18 protein-coding genes are annotated in these 17,040 nt (G+C 62.3%); 10 read left to right on the top strand and 8 right to left on the bottom strand.

The annotated features are described in order from the left end of the window. Positions 1 to 22 precede the first annotated feature (22 nt). Positions 23 to 211, bottom strand: coding sequence for a hypothetical protein (locus tag OS035_RS06685; protein ID WP_310804190.1), 189 nt, complete (start codon positions 209 to 211; stop codon positions 23 to 25). Here OS035_RS06685 and rpoN point away from each other — a divergent pair. The 4 genes from rpoN (at position 210) to ptsN (ending at position 4,178) form a co-directional block, all read left to right on the top strand. Then, on the top strand, positions 210 to 1,772 hold the full coding sequence (gene rpoN, locus OS035_RS06680) for an RNA polymerase factor sigma-54 (protein WP_097624671.1): 1,563 nt from the start codon (positions 210 to 212) through the stop codon (positions 1,770 to 1,772). The genes OS035_RS06685 and rpoN overlap by 2 nt on opposite strands. A gap of 88 nt (positions 1,773 to 1,860) precedes the next feature. After that, on the top strand, positions 1,861 to 2,775 hold the full coding sequence (locus OS035_RS06675; RefSeq protein ID WP_331813563.1) for a DMT family transporter: 915 nt from the start codon (positions 1,861 to 1,863) through the stop codon (positions 2,773 to 2,775). A 293-nt stretch (positions 2,776 to 3,068) separates the two neighbouring features. Next, on the top strand, positions 3,069 to 3,644 hold the full coding sequence (gene hpf / locus OS035_RS06670) for a ribosome hibernation-promoting factor, HPF/YfiA family (protein WP_003588952.1): 576 nt from the start codon (positions 3,069 to 3,071) through the stop codon (positions 3,642 to 3,644). A 69-nt stretch (positions 3,645 to 3,713) separates the two neighbouring features. Further along, positions 3,714 to 4,178 (top strand): PTS IIA-like nitrogen regulatory protein PtsN, encoded by a 465-nt coding sequence (gene ptsN, locus OS035_RS06665; RefSeq protein WP_003570770.1) that lies wholly within the window; start codon positions 3,714 to 3,716, stop codon positions 4,176 to 4,178. Positions 4,179 to 4,354: 176 nt separating this feature from the next. Here ptsN and OS035_RS06660 read toward each other — a convergent pair whose 3' ends face one another. The 3 genes from OS035_RS06660 to OS035_RS06650 form a co-directional block, all read right to left on the bottom strand. Then, complete coding sequence (locus OS035_RS06660; protein ID WP_331813562.1) at positions 4,355 to 6,691, bottom strand: methyl-accepting chemotaxis protein; 2,337 nt, start codon at positions 6,689 to 6,691, stop codon at positions 4,355 to 4,357. A 303-nt stretch (positions 6,692 to 6,994) separates the two neighbouring features. Then, a complete protein-coding gene (locus OS035_RS06655) occupies positions 6,995 to 7,894 on the bottom strand; it encodes a ribokinase (RefSeq protein WP_183852825.1) in 900 nt (299 codons plus the stop codon). 51 nt (positions 7,895 to 7,945) lie between these two features. Beyond that, the gene (locus OS035_RS06650; RefSeq protein WP_183779180.1) at positions 7,946 to 9,169 is read right to left on the bottom strand and encodes a DNA recombination protein RmuC; all 1,224 of its coding nucleotides are present in this window, start codon (positions 9,167 to 9,169) and stop codon (positions 7,946 to 7,948) included. Between the two features lie 233 nt (positions 9,170 to 9,402). Between OS035_RS06650 and def the strand changes: the two genes are divergently transcribed. From def to truA, 5 genes are all read left to right on the top strand, one after another. Beyond that, positions 9,403 to 9,918, top strand: a complete 516-nt coding sequence (def, locus tag OS035_RS06645) for a peptide deformylase (protein WP_003588946.1) — start codon at positions 9,403 to 9,405, stop codon at positions 9,916 to 9,918. Between the two features lie 64 nt (positions 9,919 to 9,982). After that, positions 9,983 to 10,243 (top strand): FitA-like ribbon-helix-helix domain-containing protein, encoded by a 261-nt coding sequence (locus OS035_RS06640; RefSeq protein WP_097624676.1) that lies wholly within the window; start codon positions 9,983 to 9,985, stop codon positions 10,241 to 10,243. After that, a complete protein-coding gene (locus OS035_RS06635) occupies positions 10,240 to 10,659 on the top strand; it encodes a type II toxin-antitoxin system VapC family toxin (RefSeq protein WP_331813561.1) in 420 nt (139 codons plus the stop codon). The genes OS035_RS06640 and OS035_RS06635 overlap by 4 nt, the downstream gene beginning before the upstream one ends. 20 nt (positions 10,660 to 10,679) lie before the next feature. After that, positions 10,680 to 11,615 carry a methionyl-tRNA formyltransferase gene (gene fmt, locus OS035_RS06630; RefSeq protein WP_331813560.1) on the top strand — a complete coding sequence of 312 codons (936 nt, stop codon included), beginning with the start codon at positions 10,680 to 10,682 and terminating at the stop codon, positions 11,613 to 11,615. Then, the gene (gene truA / locus OS035_RS06625) at positions 11,615 to 12,415 is read left to right on the top strand and encodes a tRNA pseudouridine(38-40) synthase TruA (RefSeq protein WP_310804185.1); all 801 of its coding nucleotides are present in this window, start codon (positions 11,615 to 11,617) and stop codon (positions 12,413 to 12,415) included. The genes fmt and truA overlap by 1 nt, the downstream gene beginning before the upstream one ends. A gap of 6 nt (positions 12,416 to 12,421) precedes the next feature. On the opposite strand, the gene OS035_RS06620 is transcribed toward truA, so the two are convergent. The 3 genes from OS035_RS06620 to dapD form a co-directional block, all read right to left on the bottom strand. Beyond that, on the bottom strand, positions 12,422 to 13,018 hold the full coding sequence (locus tag OS035_RS06620; protein ID WP_003588938.1) for a hypothetical protein: 597 nt from the start codon (positions 13,016 to 13,018) through the stop codon (positions 12,422 to 12,424). After that, on the bottom strand, positions 13,005 to 14,198 hold the full coding sequence (gene dapE / locus OS035_RS06615; RefSeq protein WP_183779188.1) for a succinyl-diaminopimelate desuccinylase: 1,194 nt from the start codon (positions 14,196 to 14,198) through the stop codon (positions 13,005 to 13,007). Before dapE ends, OS035_RS06620 begins: the two co-directional genes overlap by 14 nt. 97 nt (positions 14,199 to 14,295) lie before the next feature. Beyond that, positions 14,296 to 15,156: a 2,3,4,5-tetrahydropyridine-2,6-dicarboxylate N-succinyltransferase gene (dapD, locus tag OS035_RS06610; RefSeq protein ID WP_183779190.1), complete on the bottom strand. Its 861-nt coding sequence runs from the start codon at positions 15,154 to 15,156 to the stop codon at positions 14,296 to 14,298. A 193-nt stretch (positions 15,157 to 15,349) separates the two neighbouring features. Between dapD and OS035_RS06605 the strand changes: the two genes are divergently transcribed. After that, positions 15,350 to 16,216 (top strand): LOG family protein, encoded by an 867-nt coding sequence (locus OS035_RS06605; RefSeq protein ID WP_097624852.1) that lies wholly within the window; start codon positions 15,350 to 15,352, stop codon positions 16,214 to 16,216. Positions 16,217 to 16,308: 92 nt separating this feature from the next. On the opposite strand, the gene OS035_RS06600 is transcribed toward OS035_RS06605, so the two are convergent. Further along, on the bottom strand, positions 16,309 to 16,944 hold the full coding sequence (locus OS035_RS06600; RefSeq protein ID WP_331813559.1) for a calcium-binding protein: 636 nt from the start codon (positions 16,942 to 16,944) through the stop codon (positions 16,309 to 16,311). Between the last annotated feature and the right edge of the window lie 96 nt (positions 16,945 to 17,040).

Raw genomic sequence — 17,040 nt, 5'->3', positions numbered from 1 at the left:
TGCTAAAGACGGCGACGCTGCCTCAGTCATCCTGAAACGGCGCAAACCTTTCGCCGACACCTGTCCCACCGCAGAAATTAACCGCGCCGACATAGTTCCGCTTGACCAAATGAGATAAAAAAGCAATTTTTGGGCCAGTTGGATTTCCGTCGCCTGAAGTGTGATCGGACGCGGTTTCCCGGAGGAATCGAGGGAGTTTCGCGTCCGTCATGGCACTGTCCGCCAGTCTTTTCCTGCGCCAGAACCAATCGCTGGTGATGACACCGCAGCTGATGCAATCCATCCAGCTGCTGCAGATGACGCATGTCGAGCTCACCCAGTTCATCGCCCAGGAAGTGGAGAAGAACCCGCTGCTCGAATTTCCGTCGAATGACGGCGAGGCGGGCGCAGAACGCGGCGAATCCGAGGACGAGCCTTATGGTCATTCGCCGGAGGATGCGGGCTCGGACGATGGCTACGACAACCGCACCGACGCGCTTTCCAGCGACTGGTACGACAATGGCGGCAGCGCCAGCACCAGCCGGCTGAACGACGAGCTCGACGCCAACTACACCAATGTCTATCCCGATGACAGCGCGCCGCAGCGCCTCGATGCGCCGGAACTCGTCGGCCAGTGGAAATCGATGCCGGGCAGCGGCGGCGAGGGCACTGATTACGATCTCGACGATTTCGTCGCCGGCCAGGTGTCGCTGCGTGATCATCTCGCCCAGCAGATCCCCTTCGTCCTGCCCGACATGGCCGATCGGCTGATCGCGCAGAACTTCGTCGATCAGCTCGACGATGCCGGTTATCTGCAAGTCGATCTCGTCGAGACCGGCGAGCGGCTGGGCACGAGCCTGACTGCGGCCGAGCGTGTGCTTGCCGCACTTCAGACGCTCGATCCGCCGGGGGTTTTCGCCCGCAGCCTCTCCGAATGCCTGGCGATCCAGCTCAGGCAGAAGGACCGGTATGACCCCGCCATGCAGGCGCTTGTCGAAAACCTCGAACTGCTGGCACGGCGCGATTTTGCCACGCTGAAGCGGCTCTGCGGCGTCGACGAGGAAGACCTTCTCGATATGCTCGGCGAAATCCGGCAGCTTAATCCCAAGCCCGGCAGCGGTTTCGAGACCGGCGTTTCCGAAGCGATCATGCCCGATGTGGTCGTCAGGCCCTCCTTGGAGGGCGGTTGGCTGGTCGAGCTCAATCCGGATACGCTGCCGCGCGTGCTCGTCAACCAGTCCTATTTTTCCCGTGTGACCAGGAATGGCGATGATCACGCCTTCCTGTCCGAATGCCTGCAAAGCGCCAACTGGCTGACGCGCAGCCTTGACCAGCGGGCAAAAACCATCATGAAAGTGGCAAGCGAGATCGTCCGCCAGCAGGATGCCTTCCTGCTGAACGGTGTCGACCACCTGCGCCCGCTGAACCTGAAGACGGTCGCCGAGGCGATCAAGATGCACGAATCCACCGTCAGCCGCGTCACCTCGAACAAATACATGCTGACGCCGCGCGGCCTCTTCGAGCTCAAATATTTCTTCACCGTCTCGATCAGCGCCGTTGCCGGCGGCGACAGCCATTCGGCCGAGGCGGTGCGTCACAAGATCCGCGCGCTGATCATGCAGGAGAGCCCCGACGCGGTGCTCTCCGACGACGATATCGTCGACATGCTGAAGAAAGGCGGAGTCGATCTCGCCCGCCGCACGGTTGCCAAGTACCGCGAGGCTATGAACATTGCCTCCTCGGTCCAGCGCCGGCGCGAAAAACGGGCGCTCGCCAAGGTCGCCGGCTTCTGACGCCGCAATGCTTCGGTCTTGATCGAAGCATCCAGCTCCAAATCCCCGTTATTTCTCTGACGTCTTGAACGAATTGGGAAAGCCTACCATGACGCCGCAAAATCCGAAGCTTGCCAGGGAGCTTCTCCTGCTGCTGGCGCTGGCAACCCTCTGGGTTTCGTCCTACACTTTCATCAAGATCGGCGTCGAGACGATCCCCCCGGTGACTTTGATCGCCGTCCGCACGCTGATTGCCGGTGGCATTCTGCTCGCCGTCCTCCGCTACCGGCGAATCCGTCTGCCCACTGACGGTGGGACGTGGCGGCGGTTTTTTGTCCAGGCCTGTCTGAACAGCGTCATTCCCTTCACGCTGATTGCCTGGGCGGAACAATCCGTCGATGCCGGGCTGGCGGTGATCCTCAATTCGGCAACGCCGATCTTCACCTTCCTGCTGACCGTGCTGATAGTCCGCCACGAGCAGGTGACGGCGCGAAAGCTTTTCGGCGTCATATCAGGAGTTGCCGGCATCTGCCTGGTCATCGGCGTAGAGGTGCTCGGCGGTCTCGGCGAAAGCCTGATGGCGCAGCTCGCCATCATCCTGGCGACAGCCTGCTATGCCGGTGCGGCGATTTTCAGCAAGAACTTCAAGGGGCTCGATCCCGCCGTGCCGGCGGCCGGCTCGTTGATCTCGGGCGCGGTCATTCTCCTGCCGGTCAGCCTCGTCGTCGACCGGCCGTGGACGCTCGATCCCTCGGCCGCATCGATTCTGGCGCTGCTGGCTCTGTCCGCCTTTTCGACGGCGCTTGCCTTTGCGATCTATTTCCGTCTCGTCCAAACGTTGGGCTCGGTCGGCACGACGTCGCAAGCCTATCTCAGAGTGCCGATCGGTGTTGCGATCGGCATCCTTTTCCTCGGCGAAAGGCTGAGTCCGACGGCCTGGATTGGACTCGTTTGCGTCATCTTCGGTGTCGCAGCCATGACGATCCCGGCGCGAGCTATGGCAACCACAGCGAGAATCCACTAAAAGTCATTGGTAAGCGGCCGGTGAAATATGCTGTAATTACCGTGTTTTCAATGCGTGCGTCGCGTGTATTAGTGATGCCGATTTTTCGCCCTATTGACTTTTCAACAGCGGCTGGCTAGAAGCCCGCCGCAATCGATGCCGCAAACGGCGTCTGGAGTTATCCCCAGCATCAGAAGGGCACCAAGGACCAGCAGGCTGACGCCGATCTTGCTTGAGATTGCGCGAAGTGCTTGGATGAACCTGAGGCTTGGCGTAAACTGATACCCGCAAACGACGATAAGAAGGGAAACTCCATGAGTGTGCGTGTGTCCGGTAAACATATGGAAATTGGTGACTCGTTCCGTCAAAAGATCGAGGACCAAATTGGTATGGCCATCACGAAATACTTCGACGGGGGATATTCGGGTCAGGTGACCGTGGAAAAGGCAAGTTCTCGTTACTCGGCAGACTGCAAGCTTCATCTCGACAGTGGGGTGGTGCTGCATGCGGCCGGCGAGGCGACGGACCCGCTGCTGGCTTTCGACGCCGCTTCGGAGCGCATCGAAAAGCGCCTGCGCCGCTACAAGCGCAAGCTGAAGGACCATCATGCCGGAAACCATCTGAACGGTTTTGCAGAAGTCTCCTACACGGTCATGGATTCCGTTCCTGACCACGAAGATGAGATCCCCGACGATTTCGCGCCGGCCATCGTCGCCGAAAGCACGAAGCAGCTGAAGACCATGTCGGTCGCCACCGCCGTGATGGCGCTCGACATGACCGACGAGCCGCTTCTCCTGTTCCGCAGCCCCGGCAAGGAACACTTGAACATCGTTTACCGTCGGCACGACGGAAATATTGGCTGGATCGATTCCGCCAATATCAAAGGCTGAGATCAGGCGGTGAGCGGCGGTATCGCCGCCGCTCGTTGCATTTGATCCCGGCGACAGAAGGAAAAAGAAATGGCATTGGCAGATTTGCTCCATCAGGATGCGATCATTCCCGCCCTCAGAGTAAATTCCAAGAAACAGTTGCTTCAGGAATTGGCCGCAAGAGCCGCCAGGATCACCGGGCTCTCCGAACGGGAGATCTTCGACGTCATCCTGCAGCGCGAACGCCTTGGCTCGACCGGCGTCGGCAACGGCATCGCCATTCCCCACGGCAAGCTGGTCAACATCCATTCGATCGTCGGCATCTTCGCCCGGCTGGAGCAGCCGGTCGATTTCGAAGCCCTGGACGACCAGCCTGTCGACCTCGTCTTCCTGCTGCTGGCGCCGGAAGGTGCCGGTGCCGATCATCTGAAGGCCCTGTCGCGGATCGCCCGCGTGCTGCGCGATCACGATCTGGTCGCCAAGCTGCGCGCCACGGATTCCGCTTCGGCAATCTACGCTTTCCTCAATGAGGAACAGACGTCGAACGCTGCCTGAGCGTCATTTATGTCTGAAATGCAAAAGGCGCCGGCTCATCCCGGCGCCTTTTGCATGATAATGCGTGTCGCCGGGAAGTGTGCAGCGGTTCCCGGATAACGACATGCATAAAAACAAAGAGCTAAAGCGCGTCGCATGAATCAAGTTAGCCGTGACGCGCTTTAGGGAACTGATGCTCAGAACTCTTCCCAGCTATCCTGCGCCACGGCAGCCGAGCCACGCGATGGAGCTGCCACGCGGCGGACCGCGGGGGTGGCACGAGGCGAAGCGGCCGGGGCAGTCGGCGCCCGCATCTGCTGGGCAACCGAGGTCAGTGCTGCGGCATTGCCTGAGCCTGCGACCCTGAAACGGGTAGCAAGCGCCTTCAGCGTCTGTGCCTCGTCGTTGAGGGCGACGCTGGCGGCGGTGGCTTCCTCCACCATCGCCGCGTTCTGCTGCGTCACCTGGTCCATCTGGTTCATGGCCTGGTTGATTTCCTTCAGGCCGACGGCCTGTTCGCTGGCCGATGCCGAGATCTGGCGGATGAGATCATTGATGCTCATCACCTGTTCGGCGATCTTGTGCAGCGTGCCGCCGGCCCGCCCGACCAGATCGACACCTTCCTTGACCTGGACGGCCGAGGTGTTGATCAGCGTCTTGATTTCCTTGGCGGCATTGGCCGAACGCTGCGCAAGTTCGCGCACCTCCTGGGCGACGACGGCAAAGCCCTTGCCGGCTTCCCCGGCACGCGCCGCCTCGACACCGGCGTTCAGCGCCAGCAGGTTGGTCTGGAAGGCGATCTCGTCGATGACGCCGATGATCCTCGAAACTTCCGTCGATGACTGCTCGATCCCTTGCATCGAGGCGATCGCCTTCTGCACCACTTCGCCGGACTTTTCGGCGTCCTGGCAGGCGAGGTTGACGCTGTCTGCGGCCGTGCGGGCGTTGTCGGCGCTGGAATCGACCTGTGCGGTGAGTTCGTTGAGTGCGGCCGCCGTCTCCTCAAGGCTTGCCGCCTGCTGTTCGGTGCGCTTGGCGAGGTCGGAAGCGCTGTCGCTGATTTCGCCGGTGCCCAAGCCGATATTGGCGACGCTGAGGTTCATCGTGTTGATGGTCTCTTCGAGGCTCGCAAGGGCGGCGTTGAAGTCCTGTTTCAGCTTGCCATATTCGCCGGGGAAATCGTCGGTAATGCGGTGACTGAGATTGCCCTGCGACAGCGCCGAAAGGCCGTCGCCGACGATCGAGACGATATGGCGCTGAAGCGATACCGATTGCTGGCGTTCCGATTCCGAACGGCCGCGCTCGGTCTCCGCCGCCTGCCGCTCTCTGGCGGCCTCGTCTTCGAGGCGACGGCTGTCGGCGAGCGTGAAGCGGAAGCCTTCGAGCGCCTTGGCGACCGAACCGATTTCGTCGGTACGGTCCTGGGCGGCGACCGGTTCGTCATACTTGCCGTCGCCCAGCGCTTCGACGCTGGCAACCAGCCCGCCGAGCGGTCGCTGCACCAGCGAGCGAACGGCGAAATAGAGTGCCAGCATCACTGCGCCGAGCACGATCAGGCCGTTGACGATCATCATGGTGGTCTGATCCTGCACCGGTGCGTTGATCGCCGTATGCGGGACATCGACGAGCACGACCCAGGTGGCGTTGACGCCGGGAACCGCGAACGGATAGACGACGCGGTCGAAAGGATCGAGGCCGTCATAGGCGAGGTTTCTGACGAGGCCCGGCTGTTTGCTTGACAGCGCCGATTTGACGGTGTCGGCGCCTTCGCCGTCATACTGCTTGGTCATCAGGTCGGGGATCGGCGCGACGATCCAGTTGCCGGTCTGCGACAGCAGCGTGACGCGGCCGGAGCCGAACGGATGCAGCGCCTGCAGCTTATCGGTCAGCGATTTCAGCGAGATGTCGACGCCGCCGACACCGATCATCTTGCCACCCGACATCACGGGATAGGCGATCGAGGTCAACAGCGTCGGAACGTCGGTACCTTCGGCCATATAGGGCGTGGTGATCGCGCCCTTGCCGCTGTCGGCGGCGAGCTTCCACCATTCGGCGGTATAATCATTGTCGAAAGTCGAATATTGGATGCCGCCATCCTTGGTTTTCGACCAGTAAGGCGTGAAGGCGCCGTTCTTGTTCGTGCCTTCGTCATTGTTGTTGGCGATCTCGGTGGTCTTGCCGTCGAGCGCGCCGAGCTGCTCGCAGAACCAGCTGCCGAAGGCGAAGGCGTTCTGCTCGAGATTGGCCTTCAGCACGTTGATCATGCCCTTGCGATCGAGCGCCTTGCCTTCATGGCCGCGGCCGATGACGCCGGACATAGTGCGTGCGGCGCTGGCGAGTTCGCCGACATTGGCGGCGATTTCATTTGCGATCGATTTCGCCTCGAGGTTCGCCTGATCCATCGTCAGCGTCTGGACGCGGTCCCGGGTCTGGCCGATGAGGAAAAAGTTCGAAACGACAAGGACAAGCGCGATGGCGATGCCGGTGATGACGATGAGCTTCGCGGCAAGCGATTTCATGCGGAATATGGACATGGGAATCCTCGGGCAAGGATGCGCCGAACGGGCATTTTCCGGCGCAGGAGCAAAGGCATCGCCCCGTCATGGAGCCGCCGCCTGCAGCGCCGTGCATCTGTTAAAGACGCGCAAAGGACGCCGCAGCATTTTGAATTATGCAATGGACGGCCGGATCAAAGGCATGCGTCACCGGCGACCAGGAGCAACATCGCTGGGGATCTGTTAAATTTGAATGAAATTTGGGCCGTGCGCCGCGGTAAAAAGGCAGGAATTCCCCTTAAAATTAAGGGCCCTGCCGGCGGCTTCGCAAAGAGACGCAGCTTATATCCTGGCTGCGACGTCCTCACCCCAAGGGATCGAAGGCTGCGCCCCGGATTTGAGGCAGGCGAGTGAACCGGCAACGGCCGCACGGCGCAGCGCCGAGGCAAAATCCAGGCCCTCGTCGAGGCTCGCCGCGAAATAACCGCAGAAAGTGTCGCCGGCGCCGACCGTATCGACGGGTTCGATCTTCAGACCCTGCGCCCTTAAGATCGCTCCGTCGCGAATGGCGATGACACCGTCGCCGCCAAGCGTCACGATCAGCGTCTGGCCGGTTTCGGCGTGCAGGCGCATCAGGGCTGCCTCGCGCGCCGGCGCGTCCATGCCGTCCTGTCCGGCGAGCCGCTCGAACTCGGTCTCATTGGCAATGACGATATCGGCAAGCCGGCCGAGGCGCGGCGCATCGGGAATCAAGGGCGCAAGGTTGAGGATACTGGTGACGCCCTTGGCGCGGGCGGCCGACAGGGCGCGTTCGACGGCATCAGCCGGCACTTCGAACTGCAGCATCAAGATATCGCCTTCCTTCATGCCGCCGATCGCCGTCTCGGCATCGTCAGCGGTGACCACGCCGTTGGCACCGGGAACGACGGCAATCATGTTTTCACCGTCGCCGCCGACAAGGATCAGCGCCGTGCCGGTGGGACCGTCGACATGCTTGACCAGAGAAAGATCGGTTCCCGCATCATCGAGCAGGGCAAGGGCATCGGCGGCGAAGCTATCCTTGCCGACAGCGCCTGCCATATGCACGTAGCGGCCGGAGCGCCGCGCGGCCAGCGCCTGGTTGGCGCCCTTGCCGCCGGCGGCGGTGGCAAAACCGTTGCCGGCCACCGTCTCGCCGGGCTTCGGCAGACGCTCGGTGGTGGCGATGAGATCCATGTTGATGGACCCGAAAACTGTAATCATCAGGGGTGTCCCGTCCTTTGGCGCATGCGGGCGAGACACTGCCCGAAGCGGTCACTCCTCGTCAACCACCCTGAGCTTGAGAAGCCCGGTGCGGCTTTCCACCGATTTGGCTGCGGGTTCGGTGTCGCGGCCCGGTTTGCTGTCGCCGCCGGCCTCGAATTCCAGCGCTTCGATCTTGGCGCCTCGCTTGGTCAGTTTGTCGGCCGAGGTGACGACCATGTCGATATCCTTCTGCGCCATGGCGAAATGGCCCTGCAGCTTGCGCACCCGCTCGTCGAGGCGGCCGAGGTCGTCCATTAGGATCGCCACTTCGCCTTGGATCAGATGTGCCTGCGCCCGCATGCGCTGATCCTTGAGCACGGCCTGGATGACCTGGATCGACAGCATCAGCAGCGATGGCGAGACGATGACGATGCGCGCGCGGTGCGCTTTCTGCACCACCGGCTCGAAGTTTTCGTGGATCTCGGCGAAGATCGATTCCGACGGCACGAAGAGAAAGGCCGTATCCTGGGTTTCCCCCTGGATCAGATATTTCTCGGAAATGTCCCTGATATGGATCTCCATGTCGCGGCGGAACTGCTGGCCGGCGATCTTGCCCGCCTCCGGGCTGCCGGCGTCGCGGATCGCGTTCCAGGCCTCGAGCGGAAATTTCGCATCGATCACCAGCGGCGGCGCACCGTTCGGCATGCGGATCGTGCAGTCGGGCCGCGAGCCGTTGGAGAGCGTTTGCTGGAAGGCATAGGCGCCCATCGGCAGGCCGTCGGCGACAATGGTTTCCATTCGCGACTGGCCGAAGGCGCCGCGCGTCTGCTTGTTGGAAAGAATGGCCTGCAGCCCGACGACATCCTTGGCGAGCGTCTGAATATTGTTCTGCGCCGCATCGATCACCGCCAGCCGCTCCTGCAGCCGCTGCAAATTCTCATGCGTCGATTTGGTCTGCTCGGTGATCGTCGAGTTGACGCGCTGCGACATGCCGTCGAGGCGTTGGCTGATCGCCTGGTTCAGCTCGCTCTGCCGCGCGCCGAACACCTCGGTCATCACAGCGATCCGGCCCTGCATCTCCGCCTGGATCTTCAAAAGCTCGGCCATGCGCGCCTCGCTTTCAGCGGCACGAAAGCTTGCCTCCTCCGCCTGCTCGCGGCGAAGGCTTGCGCCGCGCAGCAGCAGCACGATCACCAGCAGGACAAGAGCCAGCAGAACCCCGCCGGCAAGCGCCAGCATGGCCGGGCTGATGGAGGCAAGCGACAAACTGAACGAATCGGAACTAGCGGTCATGCCGTAACCATAACAGAAGAGGTGGCAATATATAGATCAAAACGTGAACGGACATAGCGCCCCCAATGTCCTCGCAGGCCGAGGCTCTTGCTGGCCAAAAGGGTCGTTCCGGTACCGCTGCCGGCCAGCGGCCAGCGGCGAATATGGCGAAATTCCGGGCGGGGATGCAAAAAAGCGTCTTCCCTGCCTGCCGGATAATTCCATAGTCGGAAAAGATGGGTTATGGGAACGCCATGACCATCAAGCCACTCATCATTCTTCCCGATCCTATTCTCCGCCAGGCCTCGAAGCCGATCGAGCGGGTCGATGCCGACCTGCAGCGTCTTGCCGACGATATGCTGGAAACCATGTACGACGCGCCGGGCATCGGCCTTGCGGCGATCCAGATCGGCGTGCCGCGCCGCATGCTCGTCATCGACGTGTCGCGCGAAGGCGAGGAAAAGCAGCCGCAGGTCTTCATCAACCCGGAGATCGTCAAATCTTCCGACGAACGCTCGGTCTACGAAGAAGGCTGCCTGTCTATCCCGGATTATTATGCCGAGGTCGAACGCCCCGCCGTCGTCTCGGTCAAATATCTCGACCGGAACGGCAAGGAACAGACGGTGGAAGCCGATGGCCTGCTCGCCACCTGCCTGCAGCACGAGATCGACCATCTGAACGGCGTGCTGTTCATCGATTATATCTCGCGGCTGAAGCGGGAGATGGTGATCAAGAAATTCACCAAGGCGGCGAAGTCGAAGGCGCTCTGAGCGTCGCGTTGAAATTTCGCCGGCGAGGCGCTATGATATCACTGATATCATAATGGAGGTGCCGATGGGTGACCTGCTTATTCGCGATGTTCCGGATGCAATGAAGCGGCAGCTTCAGGAAAGCGCGCAGCGCAATGGCCGCAGCCTTTCGGAAGAGGCGATCGAAATCATCCGCCGGCAGATTGCTGTCGGGCGTTCGGGGGCTTCCGCCGGACAGCGCTTTCGCTCGCTGATGAGCGATGAAAGATTGAGCGATGAGGAGGTGGAAACCATCGCCGCATCGCGCCACGAACCCGACCGCGAACCGCCGCGCTTCGACACATGATCGTCCTCGATACGAATGTGATTTCCGAAATGCAGGGGAGAACCCACAGCGAGCGGATATTGAACTGGCTTGATGGCTATGACGTCGAGACGCTTTTCCTGACGACGATTGCCGTCGCCGAAATGCGCTATGGTCTTAAACTTCTTGATGACGGCAGGCGGAAGGCAACGTTGATATCCGACTTTAATAAGATCGAGTCGGAATTTTCAGGCCGTATCCTCGGTTTTTCCCTGAGCGCGGCCAATCGCTACGGCCTCTTGGCGGCACAGCGCAAGAGGGCGGGGCGGCCGATGGAGACCAAGGATGCGATGATCGCCGCCATCTGCCTTGCAAACGGCGCCACGCTCGCCACCCGCAACACCAGAGATTTCGAGGGGCTTGATCTCAAGCTCGTAAACCCGTTTGAAGACGGCTGATCCTCAATTGGCGAGATAGAATGTCTCTTAGCATCATTTTCATGGGAACACCGGAGTTCTCCGTTCCGACCCTGCGCCTGCTGGTCGATGCCGGACACAGGATCATCGCCGTCTACACGCAGCCGCCGCGGCCGGGCGGGCGGCGCGGGCTCGATCTGCAGAAATCGCCGGTGCATCGGGCGGCCGAACTGCTCGGCCTGCCGGTTTTCACGCCGGTCAATTTCAAAGATCCCGAGGAGCGCGAGAGGTTTGCCGCTCTCAAGGCCGATGTCGCCGTCGTCGTCGCCTACGGATTGCTGCTGCCGGAGGCGGTTTTGAACGGCACCCGCGACGGCTGCTATAACGGCCACGCCTCGCTGCTGCCGCGCTGGCGGGGTGCGGCGCCCATCCAGCGGGCGATCATGGCGGGTGACGCAGAAACCGGCATGATGGTGATGAAGATGGACAAGGGCCTCGATACCGGCGCCGTGGCGCTCACCCGCACAGTCGAGATCGGCCCGAACATGACGGCAGGCGAGCTGCACGACCGGTTGATGCAGGTCGGCGCCAAGGCGATGGCGGAAGCCATGGTGAAGCTGGAGATGAACGACCTGCCGCTGACGCCGCAGCCGGAAGATGGTGTGCTCTATGCCGCCAAGATCGACAAGGCCGAAACCCGCATCGATTTTGCCAGGGATGCCCTAGATGTGCACAATCATATCCGCGGTCTGGCGCCATTTCCCGGCGCCTGGTTCGAGCTCGAGATCGGTGGCAAGCCTGAGCGCGTGAAGGTACTCGGCTCGGAGCTGGCTGAAGGCGAGGGGCCTGCCGGGCAATTGCTGAGCGACGATCTCGTGGTCGCCTGCGCCTCGGGTGCTGTGCGGCTGACCAGGCTGCAGAAGGCAGGCGGCAAGCCGCTGGCCGCAGCCGATTTCCTCAGGGGCACGCCGCTTGCCGCCGGCACGAGGCTTTCCTGATGCCGCGCTTCCGCATGACCGTCGAATATGACGGCGGCCCCTATGTCGGCTGGCAGCGGCAGGAGAACGGCCCCTCGGTGCAGGGCGCGATCGAAGCCGCAGTGCTGTCGCTGACCGGCGAGACCGTCTCGATCCGCGGCGCCGGCCGCACCGATTCGGGCGTCCACGCCATGGGCCAGGTGATCCATGCCGATCTGTCGAAGGCATGGTCGCCGTACCAGCTGCAGAATGCCTTGAACGCGCATCTGAGGCTTGCCGGCGAGCGTGTTTCCATTCTCGATGTCGAGGCGGTTGCGGAATTCTTCGATGCCCGTTTCTCGGCGTTGCGCCGCCATTATCTCTACCGGATCGTCAGCCGACGGGCGCCGCTGGCGCTGGAAGCCGGCAAGGCCTGGTGGGTACCGAAGGCGCTCGACCACGAGGTCATGCACGCCGCCGCCCAGAGGCTGGTCGGCCGCCACGATTTCTCCACCTTCCGCGCCGCTCATTGCCAGGCAAACAGCCCGGTGCGCACGCTCGATCGGCTGGATGTGACGCGCAGCGGCGAGCTGATCGAGATCCGCGCCACGGCGCAGAGTTTTCTCCACAACCAGATCCGCTCCTTCGCCGGCACGCTGAAGCTCGCCGGCGAAGGTAAATGGACGCCTGACGATGTCGAGGCCGCCCTTGCAGCGCGCGACCGCAAGGCCTGCGGCCCGGTGGCGCCGCCCGACGGGCTCTATTTCCTGCAGGTGGATTATCCGGAGGTGATCGTCGACCGGCGCAGGCCGGCCAGCGAGACCGATGACGATCCATCGTAAGCTTGGTCAGACCGGATAGATGCCGAGGAAGTGCTGCAGATATTCCGAAAGGATCATCGACGGCACCAGCAGCACCAGCGTCATTGCCCCGACCATCAGCGGATGACCGTGGCAGATCATCCGCAGAATGCGCGCCAGCACGAAGACCTGAGCCAGCATGAAAGCAAGCAGCAGCAGCGAGACAAGGCCGACGGAGCCGGGAAGGAAGACAACCATCGCCAGCAGCAGCCCGTTGATATAGGAGAGCGGCACGCCGAGCCAGTTGACGCTGACGACGACGGGGGCGAAACGCTCGCCCATGCGGAAGGCAAGCAGCAGCAGCCCGGCAAAAACCAGCGGCACGAACCAGTTGGCGAGCTCGACGAAGCCGAGCCTGAGATAGAAGGCAAAGCCGACATCGGCTTCCGGCGGCATCGACCGCAGAAAGACCTGCCGCCACCAGAGCCAGGAAATGCCCATCGGCGGCAGGCACCAGGCGATCGCCCAGAACGAGCGGTTGACGCCGCGCTCGGACAAATCGAGGTAGCGGAAGCCGCGCGGATCCAGCCGGATCAGCAGCCAGAGGCCGGCCAAATAGTATTGGACTTCCCTAAGCCCCGGCATTGGCGAACCAGTGGGCAATGAAGGTCTCGTAGATCGCCGTCAGCATCTCCAGATCGGAAACGGCGACGCGCTCGTCGACCATGTGCATCGTCTGGCCGACGAGGCCGAACTCGACGACCGGGCAATAATCCTTGATGAAACGCGCATCCGAGGTGCCGCCGGTGGTCGAAAGCGCCGGCGAGCGGCCGGTGACACTTTCGACGGCTGAAGAGAGCGAGGCGATCAGGGCATTGTTGCGGGTGAGGAAGACATGGCTCGGCCGGTCGGCCCAGACGATATCGTATTTCACCGGTTCGCGGCCCGGCCGCAGCCGACCATCCCCGGCGGCGGCGTCGAGGCGCCGCAGGATTTCGGCGCGCAGCGTCTCGGCCGTCCAGCTGTCGTTGAAGCGGATGTTGAAGCTGGCCGAGGCCTTGGCCGGAATGACGTTGGTCGCCGGATTGCCGACATCGACCGTGGTCACCTCAAGGTTTGAGGGCTGAAAATCGTCGGTGCCGCCGTCGAAGGGCGGATCCATCAGCGCCTGCGTCAGCTGCAGCATGCCGCGCACCGGATTGTCGGCAAGATGCGGATAGGCGGCGTGGCCCTGGACGCCATGCACGGTGATCTTGCCCGACAGCGAGCCGCGCCGGCCGATCTTGATCATGTCGCCGAGCCTGTCCGGATTGGTGGGCTCGCCGACCAGGCAGGCATCCCAGCGTTCGCCGCGTTCGGCCGCCCACTGCAGGAGCTTGGTTGTGCCGTTGATCGCCGGGCCTTCTTCGTCGCCGGTGATCAGCAAGGAAATCGAGCCCTTGGGCGGCCCGCTCTTTTCGATATGGCGGGCGACGGCGGCGACGAAGCAGGCAATGCCGCCCTTCATGTCGACGGCGCCGCGACCGAAGAGTTCGCCCTTCGATATCTCGGCGGCGAAGGGCGGATGCGTCCAGGCGGCCTCGTCGCCGACCGGCACGACATCGGTATGGCCGGCAAACATCAGATGCGGGCCGTCCTTGCCAAGCCGGGCATAGAGGTTTTCAATATCGGCGGTTCCCGCTTCGCTCGCTTTCACCTTGTCGACAGTGAAGCCGAGCGGCGCAAGCATGGCGTCGAGCGCCGACAGCGCGCCGCCTTCGGCCGGTGTCACCGAGGGGCAGCGAATCAGCGTCTGAAGATTGGCGACGGGATCGGTAGCGGTCATGGCGTCGAACTATCCGGCGGGAATGGCAAAGACATGGCAAGGCGGCGGCCTCGCGCAAAAGACGCCGCCTGTTTACCGGATCAAAGTCCTGGTGTCATCAATCTCTGAGCAGCTCGTTGATGCCGGTCTTGGATCGGGTCTGTTCATCGACGCGCTTGACGATGACGGCGCAATAGAGATGCGGCGCCGGCTTGCCGTTGCCCATGGTCGCATTGCCTGACGGCATCGAGCCGGCGACGACGACGGAATAGGGCGGCACTTCGCCGTAGCTCACTTCGCCGGTGGCGCGGTCGACGATCTTGGTCGACTTGCCGATAAAGACGCCCATGCCGAGCACCGAGCCTTCGCGGACGATACAGCCTTCGACCACTTCCGAACGGGCGCCGATGAAGCAATTGTCTTCGATGATCGTCGGGCCGGCCTGCATCGGCTCCAGCACGCCGCCGATGCCGACGCCGCCGGAGAGATGCACATGCTTGCCGATCTGCGCGCAGGAGCCGACCGTCGCCCAGGTATCGACCATCGTGCCTTCGCCGACATAGGCGCCGAGATTGACGAAGGAGGGCATCAGGATGGCGTTCGGGGCGATATAGGCCGAGCGGCGCACGACGCAGTTCGGCACGGCGCGGAAGCCGGCGGCGCGGAACTGGTTCTCGCCCCAGTTCTCGAATTTCGAGGGCACCTTGTCCCACCAGGTGGAATTACCCGAGCCGCCCTTGACCACGTCCATGTCGTTGAGGCGGAAGGACAGGAGCACGGCCTTCTTCAGCCACTGATTGACCGTCCAGGCGCCGTCGGCGCCGCGCGTTGCGACACGAACCTTGCCGGCATCGAGCAGGTCGAGCGCTGCTTCGACCGCATCGCGAACCTCGCCCTTGGTCGACGTGTTCACATTGTCGCGATTGTCGAAGGCGGCTTCGATGGTCTTTTCGAGGGATGCGAGGTCGGTGGCGCTCATGAGAATTCCTTAAACTTCGATCTTTATCGTGGAGACGGCGGAGTCTCCGGAATGCGGTTGGCAGGGATTTAACCTGCTCTACAGCATGCAGCCGTAGAACGGAATGATTTTTCCAACAAGATCATACTTGGATTCAAGGCGTTATAGCGACATATCCGGCTTTGAAGCCGGCAAGACTGAAAGGCATTTCGACATGGCGAAGGGACGAAACGGCGGGTCGCGGCGCAAGGATGGCGTATGGGACCCGCTGAAGAGCAGCTCGACCGACAGGCAGCGCGCCGAGGCTGTGCCGAAGACGCCGCAGACGATGTCGCCCGCCTACCGCCTTGCCTATGTCGACGAGGATTTCCTCTGCCGTGAGGAGCTGCGGCCGATCCGCCTGCAGCTGGAGCTGCTGAAGACGGAGATGATGCTGACGGAGCGCGGCATCCGCTCGACCGTCGTCATGTTCGGCGGCGCCCGTATTCCCGCCCCCGGCCAGAGCGCCTGGGCTGCCCGCAACGACATCCAGCGCGCCAATCTGGAGGCGGCCTCCGTCTATTATGACGAGGCGCGAAAATTCGCCCGGCTCTGCTCGAAATATTCGGCGACCCTCGGGTTCCAGGAATATGTCATCGTCACCGGCGGCGGTCCCGGCGTCATGGAGGCCGGCAATCGCGGCGCGGCCGACGAGGGCGCACCCTCGATCGGCCTCAACATCGTGCTGCCGCACGAACAGGCGCCGAACGCCTATGTGACGCCGGAACTCAGCTTCAACTTCCACTATTTCGCCATTCGCAAGATGCATTTCATGGTGCGCGCCAAGGCAATCGCCGTCTTTCCCGGCGGCTTCGGAACGCTCGACGAATTCTTCGAATGCCTGACGCTGATCCAGACCGGCCGCATGGAGCGGCTGCCGCTGATCCTCTTCGGCGAAGCCTTCTGGCGCCGCATCGTCAATTTCGATGCCCTGGCCGAATTCGGCACGATCGCGCCCGACGACGTCAAGCTGATCAGCTTCGTCGACACGGCCGAAGCCGCGTGGAAGATCATCCAGGATTTCTATGAGCATCGCGAATAGCGGCTCGGCATCCCGTTGGTAAGACGTGGCTCTTTCCCCGCCGGGCGGGGAAAGAGCGGAGGCGATGGTTCGCCCAACCTTGCAGCCGCGGCCTACAGCAGCGGCCGGTCCGGCATGTCGTCGATCGAGATGACGCCGTCCTTGTTGCGGTCCATCCGCGCAAACAGCTTGTCGAAGGCGGCAACGGCTTCCTGTTTGGAAATCTGGCCGTTCCGGTCGGTATCAACCCGGTGCATCATCATCGAGGCGCGCATGAAGTTGCCGCCATGGCGCATCCAACGGTGCCCGTCATGACCATCATGCCCGCCGTGACCGTCGCGTGGCGGCCGGCCCTGGTCGTCATTGCCTGGCGTCGCTGCTGCGGTATCGGTATCCTTGTTTTCGCTGGCCTCCTGCTTGCGCTGATCTCTCATCGCCTGCATCTGCGTCTTCTGGTATGCGCTGATTTCACCGGGCGTCAGCGAGCCGTCATTATTGGTGTCGATCGCAGCGAAAACCTTGTCGAGGCCGGCGGTCGCTTCTTCTTTGGAGACCTTGCCGTCCTTGTTGGCGTCGAACTGCTTGAGCATCCTGACATAGGTGATTTCGCGGAAGGCGGCAGGCCCCGGACCGTGCATGCCGGGGTGCTGGCGCGGCGCGTCAACGGGTGCGGCATGGCCTGCCCCGGCGGCTGCGCCGAAGATGAGGGTGGAGGAAAGCGCTGCCAGTATCAGCTTGTTGCGGTACATCGTATTTGCCTTTCGTGAGGTGTCCCCTCACGAAGAAAGCTACGGCAGCAGGGCGGAAAGCCCCAGTTAAACATCGGTAAGCTGAATGAAACTTTG

Source organism: Rhizobium sp. 268, from assembly GCF_036571585.1.
GTDB lineage: Bacteria > Pseudomonadota > Alphaproteobacteria > Rhizobiales > Rhizobiaceae > Rhizobium > Rhizobium redzepovicii.
Note: the sequence above shows the minus strand (reverse complement) of the source record. Positions and strands in the feature narration are given on the sequence as shown.

Bases quoted from the DNA above. Each gene is read 5' to 3' on its own strand.
- OS035_RS06650 (WP_183779180.1), bottom strand. From the start codon at position 9,169: ATGACCGCTAGTTCCGATTCGTTCAGTTTGTCGCTTGCCTCCATCAGC.
- hpf (WP_003588952.1), top strand. From the start codon at position 3,069: ATGAGTGTGCGTGTGTCCGGTAAACATATGGAAATTGGTGACTCGTTC.
- OS035_RS06675 (WP_331813563.1), top strand. From the start codon at position 1,861: ATGACGCCGCAAAATCCGAAGCTTGCCAGGGAGCTTCTCCTGCTGCTG.
- def (WP_003588946.1), top strand. From the start codon at position 9,403: ATGACCATCAAGCCACTCATCATTCTTCCCGATCCTATTCTCCGCCAG.
- OS035_RS06655 (WP_183852825.1), bottom strand. From the start codon at position 7,894: ATGATTACAGTTTTCGGGTCCATCAACATGGATCTCATCGCCACCACC.
- OS035_RS06600 (WP_331813559.1), bottom strand. From the start codon at position 16,944: ATGTACCGCAACAAGCTGATACTGGCAGCGCTTTCCTCCACCCTCATC.
- truA (WP_310804185.1), top strand. From the start codon at position 11,615: ATGCCGCGCTTCCGCATGACCGTCGAATATGACGGCGGCCCCTATGTC.
- OS035_RS06640 (WP_097624676.1), top strand. From the start codon at position 9,983: ATGGGTGACCTGCTTATTCGCGATGTTCCGGATGCAATGAAGCGGCAG.
- OS035_RS06685 (WP_310804190.1), bottom strand. From the start codon at position 211: ATGACGGACGCGAAACTCCCTCGATTCCTCCGGGAAACCGCGTCCGAT.
- dapD (WP_183779190.1), bottom strand. From the start codon at position 15,156: ATGAGCGCCACCGACCTCGCATCCCTCGAAAAGACCATCGAAGCCGCC.
- OS035_RS06605 (WP_097624852.1), top strand. From the start codon at position 15,350: ATGGCGAAGGGACGAAACGGCGGGTCGCGGCGCAAGGATGGCGTATGG.
- dapE (WP_183779188.1), bottom strand. From the start codon at position 14,198: ATGACCGCTACCGATCCCGTCGCCAATCTTCAGACGCTGATTCGCTGC.
- OS035_RS06620 (WP_003588938.1), bottom strand. From the start codon at position 13,018: ATGCCGGGGCTTAGGGAAGTCCAATACTATTTGGCCGGCCTCTGGCTG.
- fmt (WP_331813560.1), top strand. From the start codon at position 10,680: ATGTCTCTTAGCATCATTTTCATGGGAACACCGGAGTTCTCCGTTCCG.
- ptsN (WP_003570770.1), top strand. From the start codon at position 3,714: ATGGCATTGGCAGATTTGCTCCATCAGGATGCGATCATTCCCGCCCTC.
- OS035_RS06660 (WP_331813562.1), bottom strand. From the start codon at position 6,691: ATGTCCATATTCCGCATGAAATCGCTTGCCGCGAAGCTCATCGTCATC.
- OS035_RS06635 (WP_331813561.1), top strand. From the start codon at position 10,240: ATGATCGTCCTCGATACGAATGTGATTTCCGAAATGCAGGGGAGAACC.
- rpoN (WP_097624671.1), top strand. From the start codon at position 210: ATGGCACTGTCCGCCAGTCTTTTCCTGCGCCAGAACCAATCGCTGGTG.